Annotated in this window: 16 protein-coding genes and 1 pseudogene; 3 read left to right on the forward strand and 14 right to left on the reverse strand. The window is 64.1% G+C overall.

Features of this window, described 5'->3' with window-relative positions:
* Positions 1-45: 45 nt before the first annotated feature.
* The 4 genes from LB577_RS24175 to LB577_RS24190 form a co-directional block, all read right to left on the reverse strand.
* Positions 46-3,243, reverse strand: coding sequence for an efflux RND transporter permease subunit (locus LB577_RS24175; RefSeq protein WP_224689190.1), 3,198 nt, complete (start codon positions 3,241-3,243; stop codon positions 46-48).
* A complete protein-coding gene (locus LB577_RS24180; protein ID WP_224689191.1) occupies positions 3,240-4,202 on the reverse strand; it encodes an efflux RND transporter periplasmic adaptor subunit in 963 nt (320 codons plus the stop codon). The genes LB577_RS24175 and LB577_RS24180 overlap by 4 nt, the downstream gene beginning before the upstream one ends.
* A 10-nt stretch (positions 4,203-4,212) precedes the next feature.
* Positions 4,213-4,413 carry a DUF2892 domain-containing protein gene (locus LB577_RS24185; protein WP_023765238.1) on the reverse strand — a complete coding sequence of 67 codons (201 nt, stop codon included), beginning with the start codon at positions 4,411-4,413 and terminating at the stop codon, positions 4,213-4,215.
* 156 nt (positions 4,414-4,569) lie between these two features.
* Positions 4,570-5,877 (reverse strand): NAD(P)/FAD-dependent oxidoreductase, encoded by a 1,308-nt coding sequence (locus tag LB577_RS24190; RefSeq protein ID WP_224689192.1) that lies wholly within the window; start codon positions 5,875-5,877, stop codon positions 4,570-4,572.
* Between the two features lie 239 nt (positions 5,878-6,116).
* Here LB577_RS24190 and LB577_RS24195 point away from each other — a divergent pair, with 239 nt between their 5' ends.
* On the forward strand, positions 6,117-6,446 hold the full coding sequence (locus tag LB577_RS24195; protein WP_224689193.1) for an ArsR/SmtB family transcription factor: 330 nt from the start codon (positions 6,117-6,119) through the stop codon (positions 6,444-6,446).
* A gap of 198 nt (positions 6,447-6,644) precedes the next feature.
* Here the strand turns inward: LB577_RS24195 and atzF are convergent, their stop codons facing one another.
* Genes atzF through LB577_RS24235 form a run of 8 tightly spaced genes read right to left on the reverse strand, consistent with a single transcriptional unit; the run spans position 6,645 to position 14,916 of the window.
* Entirely contained in the window at positions 6,645-8,468 is a 1,824-nt protein-coding gene (atzF, locus tag LB577_RS24200) for an allophanate hydrolase (protein WP_224689194.1), read from the reverse strand.
* Positions 8,465-8,815 carry a cupin domain-containing protein gene (locus LB577_RS24205; protein WP_224689195.1) on the reverse strand — a complete coding sequence of 117 codons (351 nt, stop codon included), beginning with the start codon at positions 8,813-8,815 and terminating at the stop codon, positions 8,465-8,467. The genes atzF and LB577_RS24205 overlap by 4 nt, the downstream gene beginning before the upstream one ends.
* A complete protein-coding gene (locus LB577_RS24210; protein ID WP_023765233.1) occupies positions 8,808-9,476 on the reverse strand; it encodes a cysteine hydrolase family protein in 669 nt (222 codons plus the stop codon). Before LB577_RS24210 ends, LB577_RS24205 begins: the two co-directional genes overlap by 8 nt.
* On the reverse strand, positions 9,476-11,002 hold the full coding sequence (locus LB577_RS24215; protein ID WP_224689196.1) for an ABC transporter ATP-binding protein: 1,527 nt from the start codon (positions 11,000-11,002) through the stop codon (positions 9,476-9,478). The genes LB577_RS24210 and LB577_RS24215 overlap by 1 nt, the downstream gene beginning before the upstream one ends.
* A 10-nt stretch (positions 11,003-11,012) precedes the next feature.
* Positions 11,013-11,708 (reverse strand): cysteine hydrolase family protein, encoded by a 696-nt coding sequence (locus tag LB577_RS24220; RefSeq protein WP_023765231.1) that lies wholly within the window; start codon positions 11,706-11,708, stop codon positions 11,013-11,015.
* 16 nt (positions 11,709-11,724) lie between these two features.
* A complete protein-coding gene (locus tag LB577_RS24225) occupies positions 11,725-12,651 on the reverse strand; it encodes an ABC transporter permease (RefSeq protein ID WP_224689197.1) in 927 nt (308 codons plus the stop codon).
* Positions 12,651-13,769, reverse strand: a complete 1,119-nt coding sequence (locus tag LB577_RS24230) for an ABC transporter permease (protein ID WP_224689198.1) — start codon at positions 13,767-13,769, stop codon at positions 12,651-12,653. The genes LB577_RS24225 and LB577_RS24230 overlap by 1 nt, the downstream gene beginning before the upstream one ends.
* A gap of 19 nt (positions 13,770-13,788) precedes the next feature.
* Positions 13,789-14,916 (reverse strand): BMP family ABC transporter substrate-binding protein, encoded by a 1,128-nt coding sequence (locus tag LB577_RS24235; RefSeq protein WP_224689200.1) that lies wholly within the window; start codon positions 14,914-14,916, stop codon positions 13,789-13,791.
* A 292-nt stretch (positions 14,917-15,208) separates the two neighbouring features.
* Here LB577_RS24235 and LB577_RS24240 point away from each other — a divergent pair, with 292 nt between their 5' ends.
* Positions 15,209-15,883 (forward strand): GntR family transcriptional regulator, encoded by a 675-nt coding sequence (locus LB577_RS24240; RefSeq protein WP_032922970.1) that lies wholly within the window; start codon positions 15,209-15,211, stop codon positions 15,881-15,883.
* Positions 15,884-15,967: 84 nt separating this feature from the next.
* Here the strand turns inward: LB577_RS24240 and LB577_RS24245 are convergent, their stop codons facing one another.
* Both LB577_RS24245 and LB577_RS24250 read right to left on the reverse strand, forming a co-directional pair.
* Entirely contained in the window at positions 15,968-16,180 is a 213-nt protein-coding gene (locus tag LB577_RS24245) for an alkylphosphonate utilization protein (RefSeq protein WP_013893339.1), read from the reverse strand.
* Positions 16,177-16,389 (reverse strand): hypothetical protein, encoded by a 213-nt coding sequence (locus tag LB577_RS24250; RefSeq protein ID WP_224689202.1) that lies wholly within the window; start codon positions 16,387-16,389, stop codon positions 16,177-16,179. The genes LB577_RS24245 and LB577_RS24250 overlap by 4 nt, the downstream gene beginning before the upstream one ends.
* 126 nt (positions 16,390-16,515) lie before the next feature.
* Between LB577_RS24250 and LB577_RS24255 the strand changes: the two are divergent.
* Positions 16,516-17,262: pseudogene (locus tag LB577_RS24255) on the forward strand (YoaK family protein); the annotation flags it as partial.
* Between the last annotated feature and the right edge of the window lie 176 nt (positions 17,263-17,438).

A 17,438-nucleotide genomic window follows, 5' to 3' on the forward strand; every position in this document is an offset into this window, starting at 1 on the left:
TTGGCGCATTTCGGGCACATCGTACGGGAGAAATACCGCGCGGGTTCACGTGCGCAGCACCCGGTAGATCGCGGGGATGACCAGCACCGTCAGCAGCGTCGAGGAGGCCAGGCCGAACAGCAGCGAGATGGCGAGCCCCTGGAAGATCGGATCGGCCAGGATCACGGCCGCGCCGATCATGGCGGCAAGTGCCGTCAGCAGGATCGGCTTGAACCTGATCGCGCCGGCCTCGATCAGGATCTCGCCCAAGGGCCTGCCCGGGGATGCCGCGTGCCGGATGAAGTCGACCAGCAGGATCGAATTGCGCACGATGATGCCGGCCAGCGCGATGAAGCCTATCATCGAGGTAGCGGTAAACGGCGCACCGAACAGCCAGTGTCCGCCGAGGATGCCGATGAAGGTCAGGGGGATCGGCGTCAGGATCACCAGCGGTACCTTGAACGAGCCGAACTGGGCGACGACCAGGATGTAGATGCCAAGCAGCGCGACGCCGAAGGCTGCGCCCATGTCGCGGAAGGTCACCCAGGTGACTTCCCATTCGCCGTCCCACAGAAGCGTCGCCCGGCTCTCATCCTCCGGCTGGCCGCGCAGCGAGATTGCGGGTTTCTGCAGGCCGGTCCAGTCCTGAGCGTCGATGGCCTTGCTGACCGCGAGCATGCCGTACAGCGGCGCTTCGAAGCTGCCGGCAAGTTCGGCTGTCACCATTTCGACGGCGCGGCCATTGTGCCGGAACACCGGGAAAGAGGCGCGTTCCGGCGCCACGCGCACGACGTCGCCCAACTCGACGACGCCGCGGTCGCCAGGCAGTACATTCGCCGGAATGGGCGTGGTCAGGAAGCGCTCGTCGAGCGTCCTCTCGCCCTTCTTCCGCTCGATGCGGATCGGGATCGGCTGGCGGCCGCCGCCGCGATGCGAATAGCCGACGGTCTTGCCGCCGTTGAGGATGGCGATCGTATCGAACACGTCGCTCTCCTCGACATGGAAGAACTCAGCATTGTCGGTAGAAACCGTGGTGCGCAGCCGGCGCGCCGGCTGTCCCCAGGAATTGTCGACATCCACGATGAACGGCACCGAACGAAAGGCCGCCTCGACCTTGGCCGCAACCATACGGCGCGTCTCGCCGCCTGGCCCGTAGATCTCGGCCAGCAATGTCGCCATGACGGGTGGTCCCGGCGGCGGCTCGACGACCTTCAGGCTGGTGCCCGCGGGAACGGCGATCGAGGCGATGCGGCGGCGAATGTCCAGCGCGATGTCGTGGCTGGAATGGCTGCGTTCCGACTTCGGCGAGAGGTTGATCGCGACATCGCCCTGCTGCGGCGCGCTGCGCAGAAAGGAGTGCCTGACAAGACCGTTGAAGTTGAATGGCGCCGGGGTTCCGGCATGCGTCTGGGCCGACCTGACTTCGCCGAGTTCGAGAACCTTGCCGGCGACCGCCTGCGCTACCTGATCGGTCGCCTCGACAGAGCACCCTTCCGGCAGATCGATGGTCACCGAGAGTTCGGACTTGTTGTCGAAGGGCAGTAGCTTGACCGTGACATGCTCGGTGTAGAAAAGCGCGAGCGCGCCAAGCGTCAGCACACCGACGGCAAGCAGAAATGTCCAACTGGCCGTCTTTGACGACAGTATGGGCCTGGCAACCGCAGTGTAGACGCGGCCCAGCATGCCGCCGCCGGCGTGGCCTACATCGGCATGCACCGGCGCCCGTCCGACGATCTTCAGCATCAGCCACGGCGTCACCATCACCGCGACGAAGAAAGAGAAGATCATTGCCGCCGATGCATTAGCCGGGATCGGGCTCATATACGGGCCCATCATTCCCGAGACGAACAGCATCGGCAGCAGCGCGGCAATCACGGTCAAGGTGGCGACGATGGTCGGATTGCCGACTTCCGCCACCGCCTCGATCGCCGCTTGCCGGCGGTCGCGACCGTCGCCCATGGCCCAGTGCCGGGAGATATTCTCGATCACCACGATCGCGTCGTCGACTAGGATGCCGATGGAAAAGATCAGCGCGAACAGCGAGACGCGGTTCAGCGTATAGCCCATGACGCGCGAGGCAAACAACGTGAGCAGGATGGTGACTGGGATGACGATCGCCACCACCATGGCCTCGCGGAGGCCGATGGCGATCCAGACCAGCACGATGATCGAAATCGTCGCCAGGCCGAGATGATAGAGGAGCTCGTTGGCTTTTTCGTTCGCCGTCTCGCCATAGTCGCGCGTAACCTCGACCGACAGGTCGGCGGGGATCAGGCTGCCCTTCAGCATCTCGACCCGGCGCAGGATCGCCTCGGCGACCGACACCGCGTTGGAGCCTGCGCGTTTTGCAATGGCGACGGTTACCGACGGCACCCGCGTCACGCCCGTTGCGGACTTTGCGAGTGTCGAAACAAGCACGTCGCCGGTGTCGGTCGCGAAGGCGACGTCGGCAACGTCGCGGACATAGACCGGGCGGTTGTCCCGCGAGGTCAGCAGCAGATTGCCGATCTGGTCCGGCGAGCCCAGCGTCTCGCCGGCGACGATGTCGATCTGTTCGCCCGCATCGCGCACCCGTCCCGCCGGAAAGGCCTTGTTTGCGCCAGAGACCTTTGCCGCAAGCTGCTGCAAGGTCACACCGTAGAGGGCGAGCTTTTCCGGGCTGGGGTCGACGCGTATGATCTCGCCGGTGTCGCCGACCAGATAGGTCAGGCCGACATTGTCGATCTTGGCGATCTCGGTGCGCAGTTCGCGCGCGATGCGGGTGAGATCGTTCGCCGTCAGACGTCCGGCCGCCTCAGGCTTTGGCGACAACGTCAGCGTGACGATGGCGACATCGTCGATGCCGCGTCCGATGATGAGCGGCTCGGGCACGCCGATGGGAATGCGCTCCATATTTGCGCGGACATTGTCGTGGACGCGCAGCACCGCTGCGTCCGACGACGTACCGACGACAAAGCGCGCGGTGACCATCACCTGGTCGTCGCGGGTTTGCGAATAGACGTGCTCGACACCGTCTATACCCTTGACGATCGTCTCCAGCGGTTCGGTGACCAGCTTGACGGCATCGTCGGCCTTCAGGCCGTCGGCGCGCACGAAGATATCGACCATCGGCACCGAAATCTGCGGTTCCTCCTCGCGCGGCAACGTGAGCAGCGCCACCAGCCCGAAGGCAAACGCAGCAACCAGGAACAGCGGCGTGAGCGGCGACCCGATGAAAGCTCGGGTCAGCCCACCCGCAATACCGAAGCTGGCAGGACCTTTCATGGCGTGATCACGACATCGCCAGGCGCAAGACCGGTCAGGATCTCGACATAATCGCCGTCGGCTCGCGTCATCCGTTCACCAGGCACTACCGCCCGCTCGGTCTCCACGCCGGCCGCAGTGACGCGGACGAAATCGATCCCGGAGCGGGTCGCTATCGCCGAAGTCGGGACCAGCAGCGCGGAACGCTCGGCGACCGGCAGTTCGACCAGCACCCGGGCGCCGATGAAATCTGTATCGAGATTGTCGACCTCGACGTCGGCGATGACGCGGCCATTTTCGATCTGCGGATAGATCTTGGCGAGGCGGCCGGCTGACTCCTTGCCGCTGGCATTGATGCGGATAGCGGCGCCCTGCCTCAGTGTCGCCGCATACCGCTCCGGAACGGCCAGCCGCAGGAACACGCCGCCGCCGCCGATGGTCGCCACCACTTCACCGGCCATGATCACTGCACCGCGTGTGACCGGCACGGTCAGCACGCGACCGTCGCCGGGGGCAAAGACATCGCCTTCGGCAGCCTGCTGGATGATCACCGAACGCTGGGCCTCGGTCGCGGCAAGCTGGTTGCGCGCGACGTCGACCTCGGTGCGGAGCTGATCGAGACGTTGCGCGGTCATCACGCCCTTGTCGACCAGAGTCTGGCCGCGGGTCAGTTCGGACTGCGCCGTTTCCAGTTGTGCCTGCAGGGCGCGAAGCTGCGCGTCCAGCGCCGCAACCTGAAAGGCGATCTTGTCGTCCTGGACGGTGGCGATCTTCTGGCCGGCCTTGACCGGCTCGCCCTCGGTAATGGCCAGGTCGACGACGAGGCCGCCGACGCGTGCCCGTGCCGGAACAGTGTCGCGCGCTTCGACACCGCCATAGACCGCCTTCCATTCGGTCACCGTTGTCGGTGCGAGCGTGAGCGTGCCGGCCAGCGCCGGAGAGGCCGCCAGCAACGCGGCGAACAAAAGAAGCGTACGCATTCCAATGGTCCTAGAACGCGCATCCCGGCTTGACGCCGAGTTTCTTGAAGACGATGGCCGCGGGGCAGAAGCCGGTGAACACCGACTGCAGCATGTTGAGCCCAACGAAGACCGTCAGCCAGACAAACAGCGGCGAAACCCAGGCAGTCAGCGCGACCGACAGCAGCACCATGATGCCGGCAAACGCAAGAACGGAACGATCGAGTGACATCATCACCTCCATTTGTATATGATCATATCTAAATATATGAATGTTATCGTTGGCTGCAAGAGGCGTCGCCATCGAATTTGCCGCTGGCGGCTGCGGACGTTCATGTGCCCCCCAGTCGCCATCCGGGGAAAGGCCGGCGGTGCCGGCTCGTCCCGGTCAGGCAGCCGGCGCATCCGCGGACGCCTCGATCTTGATCTGCTTGAGCTTGTCGATACCCAGCACCTGCAGCGCGAGGCGCTCATAGAAGGGTTCGGACTTTCCGGCTCTTATCTTGTGCAGGAAATACTTCTCGAAGCCGACCTTGGCGGTGTGCACCCATTTGCCGGAAGACGACCAGTTGACGTTGCGGGGCGGGATTTGCGGCTGCGCCACGAAGGCGACGCCGGAATCGCCGAAGTCGGCTAGGCAGACTGCATTCCACGTGCCCTGGGCGTCGGGCTCTTCCCCCTTCACCAGCCGGCCAATGTTGCGGGCCGTCGCCGTCACCATGGATTCGATCATGAAGCCGGTCTTCGGCACACCAACCGGAACCGGCGTCTTGCCGACCGGCGAGATAGCGACACAGACGCCGACCGCGAATATCTCGGGGAAGGCAGGGTTGCGCTGGTGCTTGTCGACAAGGATGAAGCCACGCGGGTTGGTGAGGCCCTCGATGCCGCGCACCGCCGCCACCCCGCGGAATGCCGGCAGCAGCATCGCATAGACATACGGCAATTCATGCGCCTGCCTGACCAAACCGTCGTCGGCGATCTCCTGGACGAACATCTTGCCCAGATCGACCTTGTCCACCTTGGCGTTGCATATCCACTTGATGTGATGCTGGCGCATCTCGCTCTCGAGCAGGGCTTTGGTGTCGCCGACGCCGTCGAGGCCGAGATGGCCGATATAGGGTTCCGAGGTGACGAAGGTCATGGGAACGCGATCGCGCACCTTGGCGTCGCGCAGCGCCTTGTCGAGGATGAAGGCGAATTCGTAGGCCGGCCCGAAACAGGACGCGCCTTGGACCGCGCCGATGACGACTGGACCCGGCCTGGCGACGAGCGCGTCGAAGGCCGCCTTGGCCTTGAGGGCGTGATCGATGTGGCAGACCGATTGCGTGTTGTGCTCCGGCCCGAGGCCTTCGATCTCGTCGAAGGCGAGTTCGGGGCCCGTGGCGATCACAAGATAGTCGTAGGGGATCCTGCCCCCGTCATTGAGTTCGATGGACCGTTCGGCCGGGTGAATGCGCCGCGCCCCTTGCGGATGAAACCCGATGCCGCGGCGTGCCAGGACCGGAGCGAGGTCGACTTCGACCGCCTCCCTGTCGCGCCAGCCGACGGCAACCCAGGGATTGGACGGCACGAAAGAATAGTGGCTGCCGTTGTTAACGACCGAAACCTTGTGTTCCTTTGCCAGTTCATCGCGAAGCTCGTAGGCCATGATGGTGCCTCCCAGTCCGGCACCCAGGACGACAATATGCGCCATGCTCTTTCCTCCTTTGCGGTGTCGCTTGCAGCGATGCCGACGTTTTCGGTCTCCAAGGCTCACGGGCAGCGTTGCCCAGTCTGCGCCATTGCGGTCTGCGCCATTGCGATCGGCTGCGACTTGATGCGGATCAATAAGGCTGCTTGGACCGGATTGCCGTTCCCATCGATCCGCTGGCTTGACAGGCGCTGGCGCCAAACTATTATTATTTGTAACTCTTAATATGATAATGTGTTCATATGCGCAATATAAAAATTATCGAATTGGGCAAGATGGCGCGGGAAGCGTCCGAGTTGCTCGCGGCCATGGCCAACGAGAAGCGCCTGATGATCCTGTGCCATCTGCTCGATGGCGAGACTAGCGTCAACGAATTGGCCGAGCTGGTCGATATGAACCAGTCAGCGCTCTCGCAGCAGCTTTCAAAATTGCGAGCGCTCAAACTTGTGGACACAAGGCGTGATGCCCAGCAGGTCTACTACCGGCTGGCTTCGTCTAAAGTCGAGCGAATCCTGCAAACGCTCTACGGCATCTATTGCGATCCCGAGGCCAGAACGGCCAAGACAAGGTGACGGCGTAGGACGCCGACGATAGCAAAAGAGCGCCTCCTTAACCCCTCAACGCCCGCGCAATCTGACACAGGGGCTTCATGAGATAGGCAAGCGTTATCGGACTGCTGGTCGAGAGGACACCTCTACCGGCGTGCCAATAGGCAAGTCCGGCAAGGCAAGTCTGCACGACGGTCAGATCGGGAAGCCAGCGCGCCGGTCCTACCGCTTTTCACTTTGATCGGCCATGTCTTTGCCGCGTGCGACAAAGCGGCGCCAGCCGCCATAGGCCGAGATGTCGGTGGCCGCCGACAGGCCCGCTGTTTCGGCGAGGAACCCCTTCGCCAACGTTCCATCATCGAGCTCGATCGTGCCGATGCCGAGCGGCGGCGGGATGGCGGCGACGAAGCGGCCGAATGCAGCCGCATCAAGTCGCCAGACCTCGACGTCGATCCGCATGCCGCCATCGGCAACGCGGATCAGCCCCGGCTTCGGCACCAACTGGCCGGCCAGAGCATAGAGCTTGTAGGCGGCGGCGGTCCTGGTCGCGCGCCCGAACTGCGCGCCAAGCTGGTTGAGCTGGCCGTTGAGCGGCATGCCCGACAGGTGCGCGCCGACCACCACTAGGTCGATCAGGCCGTCGCCAGGCGGCTGGGCGGCTGGCTGCAGGCCGGGCTGTGGCCAGTCTGTGGCGCCGAGCGGAAGGCCGCTCGCCGCATGCAGGTCGCGGGCGAGCATCGCCGTCAGCGCATCGCAGCCGGCCGGCGCCAGCAAGGTGACGCTCATCGGCAGGCCGTCGCCGCGCTTGCCGGTCGGCACGGCGATGCCGCACATATCGAGCAGGTTGACGAAATTGGTATAGGTGCCGAGGCGGCTGTTGGTCTCGACGGGATCGGCGAGCACGGTAGCAGTGGTATAGTGCGTTGGGGCGGTCGGCACGCAGAACAGGTCGACCGAGGCGATGACCGGGGCGAGCTTCGCCTTGTAGCCCTGCAACGCGTAGAGGCCGCGGAAGGCGTCTGCCGCCGACAGGTTCCTGGCGCCGCCGATGATCTTGCGCGTCACCGGATGCAAGGCTGCTTCGTTGGCCTCCATGAAATCGCGGATCGCCGCATAGCGCTCGGCCACCCAGGCGCCCTCATAGAGCAGGTTGGCGGTGGCGTAGAAATCGCCGAAGGGGATTTCTACCAGCCGGCAGCCAAGCCGCGACAACATGGCAAGCGAAGCTTCGAATCCAGCCTGCATGGCCGTATCGCCGAAGAATTCGAGGTCCGCTTTTGCAGGCACGCCGACGGTCAGCACCGGCTGGCGCGTGGCGAGCGGCTGGACGGCGATGTCACGCGAATAAGGATCGGCAGCGTCGCGCGCGGCGGCAACGGAGAACACCCTATACGCATCATCGACGGTCAGCGCGAACACCGAGACGCAGTCGAGCGTGCGGCAGGCCGGCACGACTCCGGCGGCCGACAGCGCGCCGACCGTCGGCTTCAGCCCGACGATGTTGTTGAGGCCGGCCGGAATGCGTCCGGAGCCGGCGGTGTCGGTGCCAAGCGCGAAGGAGACGATGCCGCGCGCCGTCGCCACCGCCGACCCCGAGGAGGAGCCGCCTGGCACAAGCGTCTCGTCGATGGCGTTGCGCGGGATCGGCCAGGGCGTGCGCACGCCGACGAGGCCGGTGGCGAACTGGTCGAGATTGGTCTTGCCGACGACCAGCGCACCGGCCGCTTTCAGCCGCGCCACGACCGTGGCGTCTTTCTCGGGCCAATAGGTGTATTCGGCGCAGGCGGCCGTCGTGGGCATGCCGGCGACGTCGATGTTGTCCTTGACGGCGAAGGGAATGCCCCAGAGCGGCTTTGCCACCGGGTCGAACGGACCGAGCGCCGCGGCCTGGGCGAGGAGATCCGCCTTGGCGGCGAGATGAATGAAGATGCCCGGGTCGTCGGCCGCTTCGATGCTGGTGAAGATCGTCGCGATCACATCGCCGACGGCGAGGCCTCCCCGATAGGCTGCGTGCAGGCTCGCTATGTCGAAGTGGATCTCGCTCATTTCGTCTCCCCCAGAATGATCACCGGCAGGTCCCACTGGATCAACACGACGCAACCGTCCTTCGTCCAAACCGAATGCTCGGTGCCGACCGGGTTGAGGATGACGCTGCCGGCGGGATAGTCGCCGTTCTCGTCGCTCTGGGTGCCTTCCAGCACAACGATGGTTTCCAGCCCGGCATGCCGGTGTCGCGGCACGCTGGCGCGGGACCGATATTTCAGGATCGCGACCGACGGCTCGACCGGCCCGCCCTTCAGCAGCCAGTGCACGCTGATGCCGTCGCGGAAATGTTCGAACGCGAGATCGCGCCAGCCGCCGTCGAGCAGGCCGGCAAAGGCAAGATTAGGCATTGGCAATTCCCTCGAGCACCTGGTCGGTCGTTGCCGTCCAGCCGACGATGGCGCCCTGCGCCCGGATCATGGCCAGTGCCGCCGCCTTGAATTCGGGAAAATAGCTTTCCGTCGCGTCCTCGGCGAGCAGGCACTCATAGCCTCGGTCATTGGCTTCGCGCATCGTCGTCTGCACGCAGACTTCTGTCGTCACTCCGGCAAAGACGAGGTGCTGGGCGCCGAGCCGCTTGAGGTCGTCACCGAAGCTGGTCGCATAGAACGCGCCCTTGCCGGGCTTTTCGATCACGATCTCGCCGGGCAGCGGCGCAAGCGCGTCGAGGATCGCCGTACCCGGCTCGCCGGCGATCAGCACGCGGCCCATCGGGCCGGCATCGCCGATGCGGATCGATGGATTGCCGCGGTTGCGCTTGGCCGGCGGCAGGTCTGAAAGGTCGGGCCTGTGGCACTCCATGGTGTGGATCACCGGCAGGCCGGCGGCGCGAAAGCCCTCGATCAGCCGCTTCACCGTCGGAACGATCGCCACGACCCGGCTGACGTCGTTGCCGAGGCTGGCGCCGAAGCCACCGGGCTCGGCAAAATCGCGCTGCATGTCGATGACGACCAGCGCCATGGTGCGCGGCTTGAAGGCAAATGGGAATGGCTGCGCTGCGATTTCAGCCATCAATGATGTCCCGCCATGTGCTCGCCGATCGTCTGCACGCTCGCCTGGGCGATCGATGTCTCGTAAACCAGCGCGCCGTCGGACATGACAAGGATGCGATCGGAGAGTTCGAGCAGTTCGTCGAGATCCTCCGACATCAAAAGCACGGCGGCACCGGCATTGCGCGCCTTCATGATGCGGGCGCGGATCTCGGCCACGGCCGAGAAGTCGAGACCGAAGCACGGGTTGGAGACGATTAGCAGATCGACCGCGCCGGTGAGCTCACGAGCGAGCACGGCGCGCTGCACATTGCCGCCCGACAGCGAGGCGATCGGCGAGGACAGCGATGCGGTCTTGACCTTGAACTGCTCGACCAGGCGGGCGCTGAATGTCCTGATGGCGCCGGCACTGATCCAGCTCACCGGCTTGCCGTTGCCGTCGATATCGAAGGTGCGGAAGGAGATGTTCTCGGCCACGGTCATCTTCGGCGCGCAGGCGTTCTTCAGCGGCTCCTCCGGGATGAGGCGGACATTGAGCGCGCGCGCCTCGGCGCGCGTCGCCGCATAGGCGGTGCCGCGCACCAGGACTTCGCCGGTATCGCGCGGGCGCTGCCCGGCCAGCACTTCGAGGAATTCCTTCTGGCCGTTGCCCGAAATGCCTGCGATGCCGACGATCTCGCCCGAGCGCACGCCGAGATCCTCGATGCGGATCGACTTCAGCCCGGTGCGGTCCGGCGCCTTCAATGCCCTGACTTTCAGCACGATCTCGGCGTTCGGCTTCGTCTCAGCACGGCTGTCGAGAGCGGCGATCGGCTGGTCGCCGATCATCATCGCCGCCATCTGCCTATGGTCGAGGTCGGCGACGCGGCCGGTGCCAGTCAGCCTGCCCTTGCGCAGCACGCTGACGTCGTCGGCGAAGGCCGTCACCTCATGGAACTTGTGCGAGATCATCAGCACGGTGAGGTCGCCTGCCTTGGTCATGGCGCGCACCAGACCCAGCACTTCCTGCGCCTCGGCGGGCGTGAGTACGGAAGTCGGCTCGTCCAGCACCAGGAAGGAGCGGCCGAGATAGAGCTGCTTGACGATCTCCAGCTTCTGCTTCTCGCCGGCGGCAAGCTCGGCCACCTTCACATCGAGCGGCAGTTTGAACGGCATCCGCTCCATGAACCGGGCAAGGCCGGCGCGCTCCTTGCGCCAGTCGATGACCCCAGGCACTTTTTCGCGCGAAATGACCAGGTTCTCGGCGCCGGTCAGCGACGGCACCAGCGTAAAATGTTGATAGACCATGCCGAGGCCGAGCGCGGAGGCATCCCTGGGGCCGGCGATCGCTGCCTCGCGGCCATCGACCAGCATGTCGCCTGATGTCGGGTGGTAGAAACCCATCATGCATTTGACCAGCGTCGACTTGCCGGCGCCGTTCTCGCCGAGCAGCGCGTGGAAGGAGCCGGCGGGAACCTTGACCGAAACATTGTCGAGTGCGGTGAAGGCACCGAAACGCATTGTCATGCCGATGGTCTCGACGCCAACCGCTTTCCTGGTTCGGCTCATGGCAATTTCCTCACGGTAGCTGGGCGACGAGCGAGGCTGCGCTCGACACCGCGCCGAAGACGCCGCCCTGCATCTTGATCATCTTGATGGCCGCCAGATGATTGCCGTAGTCGGTGGCGCCGCAGCAATCCTCCAGCATGACGCATTCGAAGCCGCGGTCGTTGGCCTCGCGCATGGTGGTGTGGACGCAGACATCGGTGGTGATGCCGGTGAGTACGATGTTGTCGATGCCGCGCTGGTTGAGGATGAGTTCCAGGTCGGTGGCGCAGAACGAGCCCTTGCCCGGCTTGTCGATGATCGGCTCGCCCTCGGCCGGATAGAGGTCGGGGATGATGTCCCAGCCCGGCTCGCCGCGCACCAGGATGCGCCCGCAGGGGCCGGGATCGCCGATGCCGGCATTGATGCGGCGCGAGCGCCAGCGCTTGTTGGCCGGCAGGTCGGCAAGGTCGGGCCGGTGGCCCTCGCGGGTGTGGATGATGGTGTAGCCCTTCTCGCGCATCGCCGACAGCACCGACTTGATCGGCTCGATCGGGGCGCGGACCAACGACAGGTCGTAACCCATGTGGTCGACATAGCCGCCCGGCCCGCAGAAATCGGTCTGCATGTCGATGATGATCAGCGCCGTGTTGTCGGGCCTGAGATCGCCATTGTAGGGCCATGGATAGGGATCGGCCTCGATGTAGCGCTGCCCGGTTCTGGCGTTCATGGCAAAACCTCCGGTCTCATTTGGTGATCGACAGTTCGCCCGGCGCGCCGGCGAGCGACCGGCTCGGCGACGAGGTGGCGATCATGATGACGAGGGTGAGGATGTACGGGGCGGCGTAGAAGAGATAGTAGCCTTGCGTGACGCCGACCGACTGCAGCGCCGGCCCGAGCGCGCCGGCGCCTCCGAACAGAAGCGCTGCGGCAAAGCAGCCGAGCGGGTTCCAGCGCGCGAAGATGACCAGCGCCACCGCCATCAGCCCTTGCCCCGAGGAGATGCCTTCGGTCCAACTGCCGGGATAGTAGAGCGACAGATAGGCGCCGCCTATCCCTGCCAGCGCGCCGCCGACGCCGGTGGCGGCGAGCCGCACAGTGTTCGGGTTCAGGCCCATGGCGCGCGCGGCGTCGGAACTGTCGCCGACGACGCGCAGGATCAGGCCGGCGCGGGTGTTGCGGAAGGCCCACCACAGGAACACCGCCAGTGCGGCGCCGGTCAGGAACAGCACGTTGACGTCAAGCGCCGCCTGCACCTGCGGAATGTCGGACCAGGCGCCCAAGGGAATGGCCGGCAGGTCGGGCGCCGAAGGCTGGATGAAGGGCTTGCCGAAGAAGAAGGCCAGACCCGAACCGAACAGCATCAGGGCGATGCCGATGGCGATGTCGTTGACCTTCGGAAATTTGCAGATCCAGCCGTGGAACAGGCCGAAGCAGAGGCCGGCGAAGGCGGCGGCGACGAGGCCGAGCCAGGGCGAGCCGGTCTCCACCGCCACCGCATAGGCGGACATGGCGCCGAACACCAGCGTGCCTTCGAGGCCAAGGTTGATGCGGCCGGAGCGTTCGGTGATGGCTTCGCCGAGCGAGACGAAGATGAAGGGGGTAGAAACGCGGATGGCGCCGCCGAGTATGGCGAGCGGAACGCCCCAGAGGCCGATCCCGGAGTCGTCCATCAGCTGCTCCTTTGCCAGAGATCGGGGTTGAAGGCCTTGAAGCGGCCGTAGAGGGTCTCGCTGAACAGGATGACAATGAACAGCATGCCCTGCAGCACCAGAACGGTGGCGTCGGGAAGGTCCATGCGGCGCTGGATCAGTCCGCCGGACGCATCGATGCCGCCGAGCAGGAAAGCGACCGGTATGATGGCCAGCGGATTATGGCGGGCAAGGAAGGCGACGAGAATGCCGGTATAGCCATAGCCGGCGGCGAGCGAGGCGTTGGCGCTGCCCTGCACCGCCGCGACCTCCAGCATGCCGGCGAGACCTGCGAACGCGCCGGCCAGCCCGGTGAAGCCGACGATCAGCGAGCCGACGGCAAGCCCCTGCACCTGGGCCGCCCGCACATTGCCGCCGGCGATGCGTGCGGCAAAGCCCCAGCGGGTCTTTTCGATCAGCACCCAGGACACCACGCAGGCGACGACGCCGACGGCAAGGCCCCAATGCACCTCCATGCCGGGCATGTTGCCGATGCGGTAGATGTCCGCCAGCGGCTGGGTCGAGGGCTTGTTGAGCGAGGCTGGATCGCGCAGCGGCCCTTCAACCAGCTGGTTCATCAGGGCAATCGCGATATAGGCCATCAGCAGGCTGGAAATGGTCTCGTTGACGGCGCGGTAATGGCGGAGCGCGCCGACGGCACCTATCCAGATGCCGCCGGCGGCCATGCCCGCCACGCCCATGACGAGGATGACAATGAGGGAGGGAGCGCCGCTGAGCGCGGTGCCGGCTGCCGCGGGGGCGACGCCGCCGAGCACGATGGCGCCCTCGCCGCCGATGACGACCAGCCCGAGCCGGGCCGGCAGCGCCACGCAGAGCGCCGCCAGCAATAAGGGTGCGGCGCGCGACAGGGAGTTCTGGACAGAGAACCACGAGCCGAAGCCGCCGCGCCACATCGTTTCATAGAGCTGGACCGGCGACTTGCCGACAGCCAGGATGAACAGGCTGAACAGCACCATGCCGACGACCAGTGCCGCGAGCGGAACGACGAAGGCTTCCGCCCGCCTGGCGATCCATTCGAGCGCCGCCGGATAACCCCTGGCCCCGAACGTCGCCGGCGCGCCTGCCACCGTGTCTGTCATGTTGCCGCCTCCGTGCGGTTCAGGCGGTCGAGCCGACCACGCCATCGACGAGATAGTCCATGCTTTCGAGCTCGATGGCGGTCTCGGCGAAGGCCTGGCCTTCGGTGGCCACGACGGCGCCTTTGTTGCTCTTCAGCGGGCCCTTGATGACGGAGAAGCCGCCCTTCATCATTTCGGCCAGCGTGGCGTCGAACTGCTTGCGCGCCGGCTCGGAGACGGCGGGACCGAGCGGGCTCATCTTGACGAACCCGTCGGCCAGTCCGCCGCGGGTGAAATTGGGCAGCGGCTTACCGGCGATGAGGTCGTCGACGAACATCTTGTAGACCTTGGCCCAGTTCCATTCGGCGCCGGTGAGATATTTCTCGGGTGCCAGCGGGCTCTGGTTGGCGTGGTAGCCGCAGACGAAGGCGCCGCGGCCGGCGGCCGTCTCGACCACGACCTTGGGGCTGTCGACATGGCAGGTGATGACGTCAATGCCCTGGTCGACCAATGCGTTGGTGGCCTCAGCCTCCTTGACCGCCAGCGACCACTCGCCGGTGAAGATCACCTGGCAGGTGATCGTCGGGTCGACGGAGCGTGCGCCGAGCAGGAAGGAGTTGATGTTGAGAAGCACCTGCGGGATCGGCTTGGCCGCGACGAACCCAAGCTTCTTCGACTTTGAGGTATGGCCGGCGACGACGCCGTTGAGATACTGGCCCATGCCGATATAGCCGAAATAGGACCCGGCATTCATCGGATGCTTGTCCTTGTTCCACATGCCGCCGCAGTGGCGGAACTGCACGTCAGGGAATTTCGCGCACATGGCCAGCATGTGGGGGTCGAAATAGCCGAAGGAGGTCGGGAAAATCAGCGAGGCGCCGTCGAGATTGATCATCGACTCCATGGTTTTCTGGACGTCGACCGTCTCGGGGACGTTCTCCTCCTCGACGACGGTGATGCCCTCGATGCCCTTCAGCGCCGCCGCACCCTCGGCATGCGCCTGGTTGTAGCCGTAGTCGTCCTTCGGCCCCACATAGATGAAGCCGACGGTGGCGTCGGCGGCGAAGGCCCTGCTGATCGGAAAGGATGCCGAAGCCAGGCCGAGCGCGGCTCCGGCGGCGGAGGTCTTGAGCAGCTCGCGGCGGTTAAGCGTGAATCTCGCGGTCATATTGAATGCTCCCCTGTAGGACCCTTCTTCCGGGCCGGTTAACATGCCATCAAGAAAGTGCATGCAATCGCTGTGCCAGTTTGTTTGGCGGAATTTATTGAATGAAATCAACTCAAGCTTCAAAAGCGACTGCTCATGTAGCAGGCAATTGCATGCACTTTTTGCCTTGAAAACAGCCAATTTGACAGGCAGATTAAAATAAAGGCATAGAGAGGTATATTGAGTCGAAGACGCCGCTTCGACCGACGCCACGAGAAGACGGGACGGAGGAGATTTGTCGGGGAAGCGCAGCTTGATCAGGTCGGGCACGACCGTGGATCAGATGGTGAGGGCGATCGGCGACCGGATCGTCACCGGCTTCCTGCGCCCGGGCGAAAAGCTCGATGAAACCTCGCTCGCCGCCCGCTTCGACGTGTCACGCACTCCGGTTCGGGAGGCGCTCGGGCAGCTCAGCGCCATGGGCCTGGTCGAAAGGCGCCCCAACCGCGGCGCCATCGTCGCCGTGGTGACGCAGGAGCATCTGGCCTCGATGTTCGAGAGCATGGCCGAACTGGAAGCGATCTGCGCGCGCTTCTCGGCCGAGCGCATGACCAGCAGCGAGCGCCGGGCGCTCGAGGTCGAGCACCAGGCTTCGGCGCGGATGGTACGGCTAGGCGCCGAGGAGGACTACGAGTATTTCAACACCGAGTTCCACAGCCGGCTCTATCGCGGCGCCCACAACGCCCATATCTGCGAAATGACGGTGATGACGCGGAGCCGGCTGGCGCCGTTCCGCCGTGCCCAGTTCATGCTGCCGGGGCGCCTCGCCAAGTCCTGGCAGGAGCACGACGCCATCGTCACCGCGATCATGCGCGGCGATGGCAATGCGGCAGGCCAGGCTGCCAGGGATCACGTGTCCATCGTCAGCGAAGCGAGCGCCGTGTTTGCCGTTGGCGACCAAACAAGAGCCGCGCCACAACACCAGTGATGTTTTTCCGAGAAGGGTGTCTGATTGCGGTTTCGGTGCTCTGGATTGCACTCCAGGCAACATCCCATCGGAGCGGTCGCTCTCCTACGCCTTCTTTAGAAATTCCGTTCGCAGCACCAGATTTTTGACCTTTTCGGCTCGACACTCGACCTCATCTTCGTTGCCCGTGAGGTGGATGTTCTTGATCAATGTTCCGCGTTTCAGAGTGACGGACGTGCCCTTGACTTTGAGATCCTTGATGAGCGTGACGGAATCTCCGTCACTCAAAGGGGTGCCGTTGCTGTCCTTGACTTTCATGATTTCGCTTCCTGCCGTTGTGCATTCAGCCCGTTGAGGAGATCGGCGAGTTCCTCGGCATCGTGCTGGTTCATTCCAACAATGGTACGGCTGCCCATCTCGGCGGGCCGCCCGGTAAGGGCATCGTCGACGGTCCAGGTGCCGCCCGGCTCCCGGCAAGGTTTGTAGCGTTGAATCACGCATGCACGATAATCGCGCCAGTTTGCCATGCCAAGGGTGGGTCAATATTTTTCGGTTTGTATTGATGTTTTGAACATCAATGATACGATCCGGATTATCATTTCTCACACTCAGACACTGAAGCCTCGATTCCGCGCGGGAGGCAAGGTTCGCTCATGATCGTGTATCTGCGCCGGTTGACCGGAAAGGAGCGAAGCGAAAGAACCGACCGGCACCTCGCTCGATTTCTGACCTTCATCGCAGGTGCCGCCAATGCCGGTGGCTTTCTGGCGGTTCAGCAATATACGTCCCACATGTCAGGCATCGTGTCCTCGATGGCTGATCATCTGGCACTCGGCAATGTCGAACTGGTGCTTTCCGGATTGGGAGCCTTCTTGTCGTTTGTTGCCGGGGCCGCCTGTTCGGCGATCTTGGTCAACTGGGGAAGGCGGCAGGGTCTGCAGAGCGAATACGCGTTTCCGCTTGTCCTGGAAGCGATCCTGCTGATCTGTTTCGGTCTGCTCGGCAGCCATCTTGCACGTCACGAAGCGCTGTTCGTGCCGATGACCGTGATGCTGCTTACCTTCATCATGGGGTTGCAGAACGCCATCATCACCAAGCTGTCGGAAGCCAGAATCCGGACGACGCATGTCACTGGCCTGGTGACCGACATGGGCATCGAAATCGGCAAGCTGCTTTATTGGAACATCTCGGGAAATGATTCCGACGGACTGTTCGTGAAGGCGGATCGAAGGAAGCTGAGACTGCTCGCGTCGCTTGTAGCATTGTTCTTTATCGGCGGCGTCATCGGCGCAGTGGGTTTCAAGCACGTCGGCTTTGCCGCAACGCTGTTTCTCGCAGCCATCCTCCTCGTTCTGGCCACCATGCCAGTCCTGGAGGATGTCTCCGTTCGCATGAGGCGGCTCCTGCAACAGCTCGGCAGTCCTGCCTCAGGACCACGACAAGACTAGGTCAAGGGATGCCTCGCCGCTAAGCGTTGTGCCGCCCCTCGTGAGGGGAGCGATACCTCCACCATTGCAGCTCGCCTCGCAGATGCGTAACGCATCATTATTTGAATGCTCCCCATTTTAATATATGC

The sequence above is a fragment of the Mesorhizobium sp. B283B1A genome, from assembly GCF_020165735.1.
Taxonomy (GTDB): Bacteria; Pseudomonadota; Alphaproteobacteria; order Rhizobiales; family Rhizobiaceae; genus Mesorhizobium; species Mesorhizobium opportunistum.

Bases quoted from the DNA above. Each gene is read 5' to 3' on its own strand.
- LB577_RS24205 (WP_224689195.1), bottom strand. From the start codon at position 8,815: ATGCCTAATCTTGCCTTTGCCGGCCTGCTCGACGGCGGCTGGCGCGAT.
- LB577_RS24185 (WP_023765238.1), bottom strand. From the start codon at position 4,413: ATGTCACTCGATCGTTCCGTTCTTGCGTTTGCCGGCATCATGGTGCTG.
- LB577_RS24180 (WP_224689191.1), bottom strand. From the start codon at position 4,202: ATGCGTACGCTTCTTTTGTTCGCCGCGTTGCTGGCGGCCTCTCCGGCG.
- LB577_RS24250 (WP_224689202.1), bottom strand. From the start codon at position 16,389: ATGGCAAACTGGCGCGATTATCGTGCATGCGTGATTCAACGCTACAAA.
- LB577_RS24225 (WP_224689197.1), bottom strand. From the start codon at position 12,651: ATGGACGACTCCGGGATCGGCCTCTGGGGCGTTCCGCTCGCCATACTC.
- atzF (WP_224689194.1), bottom strand. From the start codon at position 8,468: ATGAGCGAGATCCACTTCGACATAGCGAGCCTGCACGCAGCCTATCGG.
- LB577_RS24215 (WP_224689196.1), bottom strand. From the start codon at position 11,002: ATGAGCCGAACCAGGAAAGCGGTTGGCGTCGAGACCATCGGCATGACA.
- LB577_RS24175 (WP_224689190.1), bottom strand. From the start codon at position 3,243: ATGAAAGGTCCTGCCAGCTTCGGTATTGCGGGTGGGCTGACCCGAGCT.
- LB577_RS24190 (WP_224689192.1), bottom strand. From the start codon at position 5,877: ATGGCGCATATTGTCGTCCTGGGTGCCGGACTGGGAGGCACCATCATG.
- LB577_RS24220 (WP_023765231.1), bottom strand. From the start codon at position 11,708: ATGAACGCCAGAACCGGGCAGCGCTACATCGAGGCCGATCCCTATCCA.
- LB577_RS24235 (WP_224689200.1), bottom strand. From the start codon at position 14,916: ATGACCGCGAGATTCACGCTTAACCGCCGCGAGCTGCTCAAGACCTCC.
- LB577_RS24195 (WP_224689193.1), top strand. From the start codon at position 6,117: ATGCGCAATATAAAAATTATCGAATTGGGCAAGATGGCGCGGGAAGCG.
- LB577_RS24210 (WP_023765233.1), bottom strand. From the start codon at position 9,476: ATGGCTGAAATCGCAGCGCAGCCATTCCCATTTGCCTTCAAGCCGCGC.
- LB577_RS24230 (WP_224689198.1), bottom strand. From the start codon at position 13,769: ATGACAGACACGGTGGCAGGCGCGCCGGCGACGTTCGGGGCCAGGGGT.
- LB577_RS24245 (WP_013893339.1), bottom strand. From the start codon at position 16,180: ATGAAAGTCAAGGACAGCAACGGCACCCCTTTGAGTGACGGAGATTCC.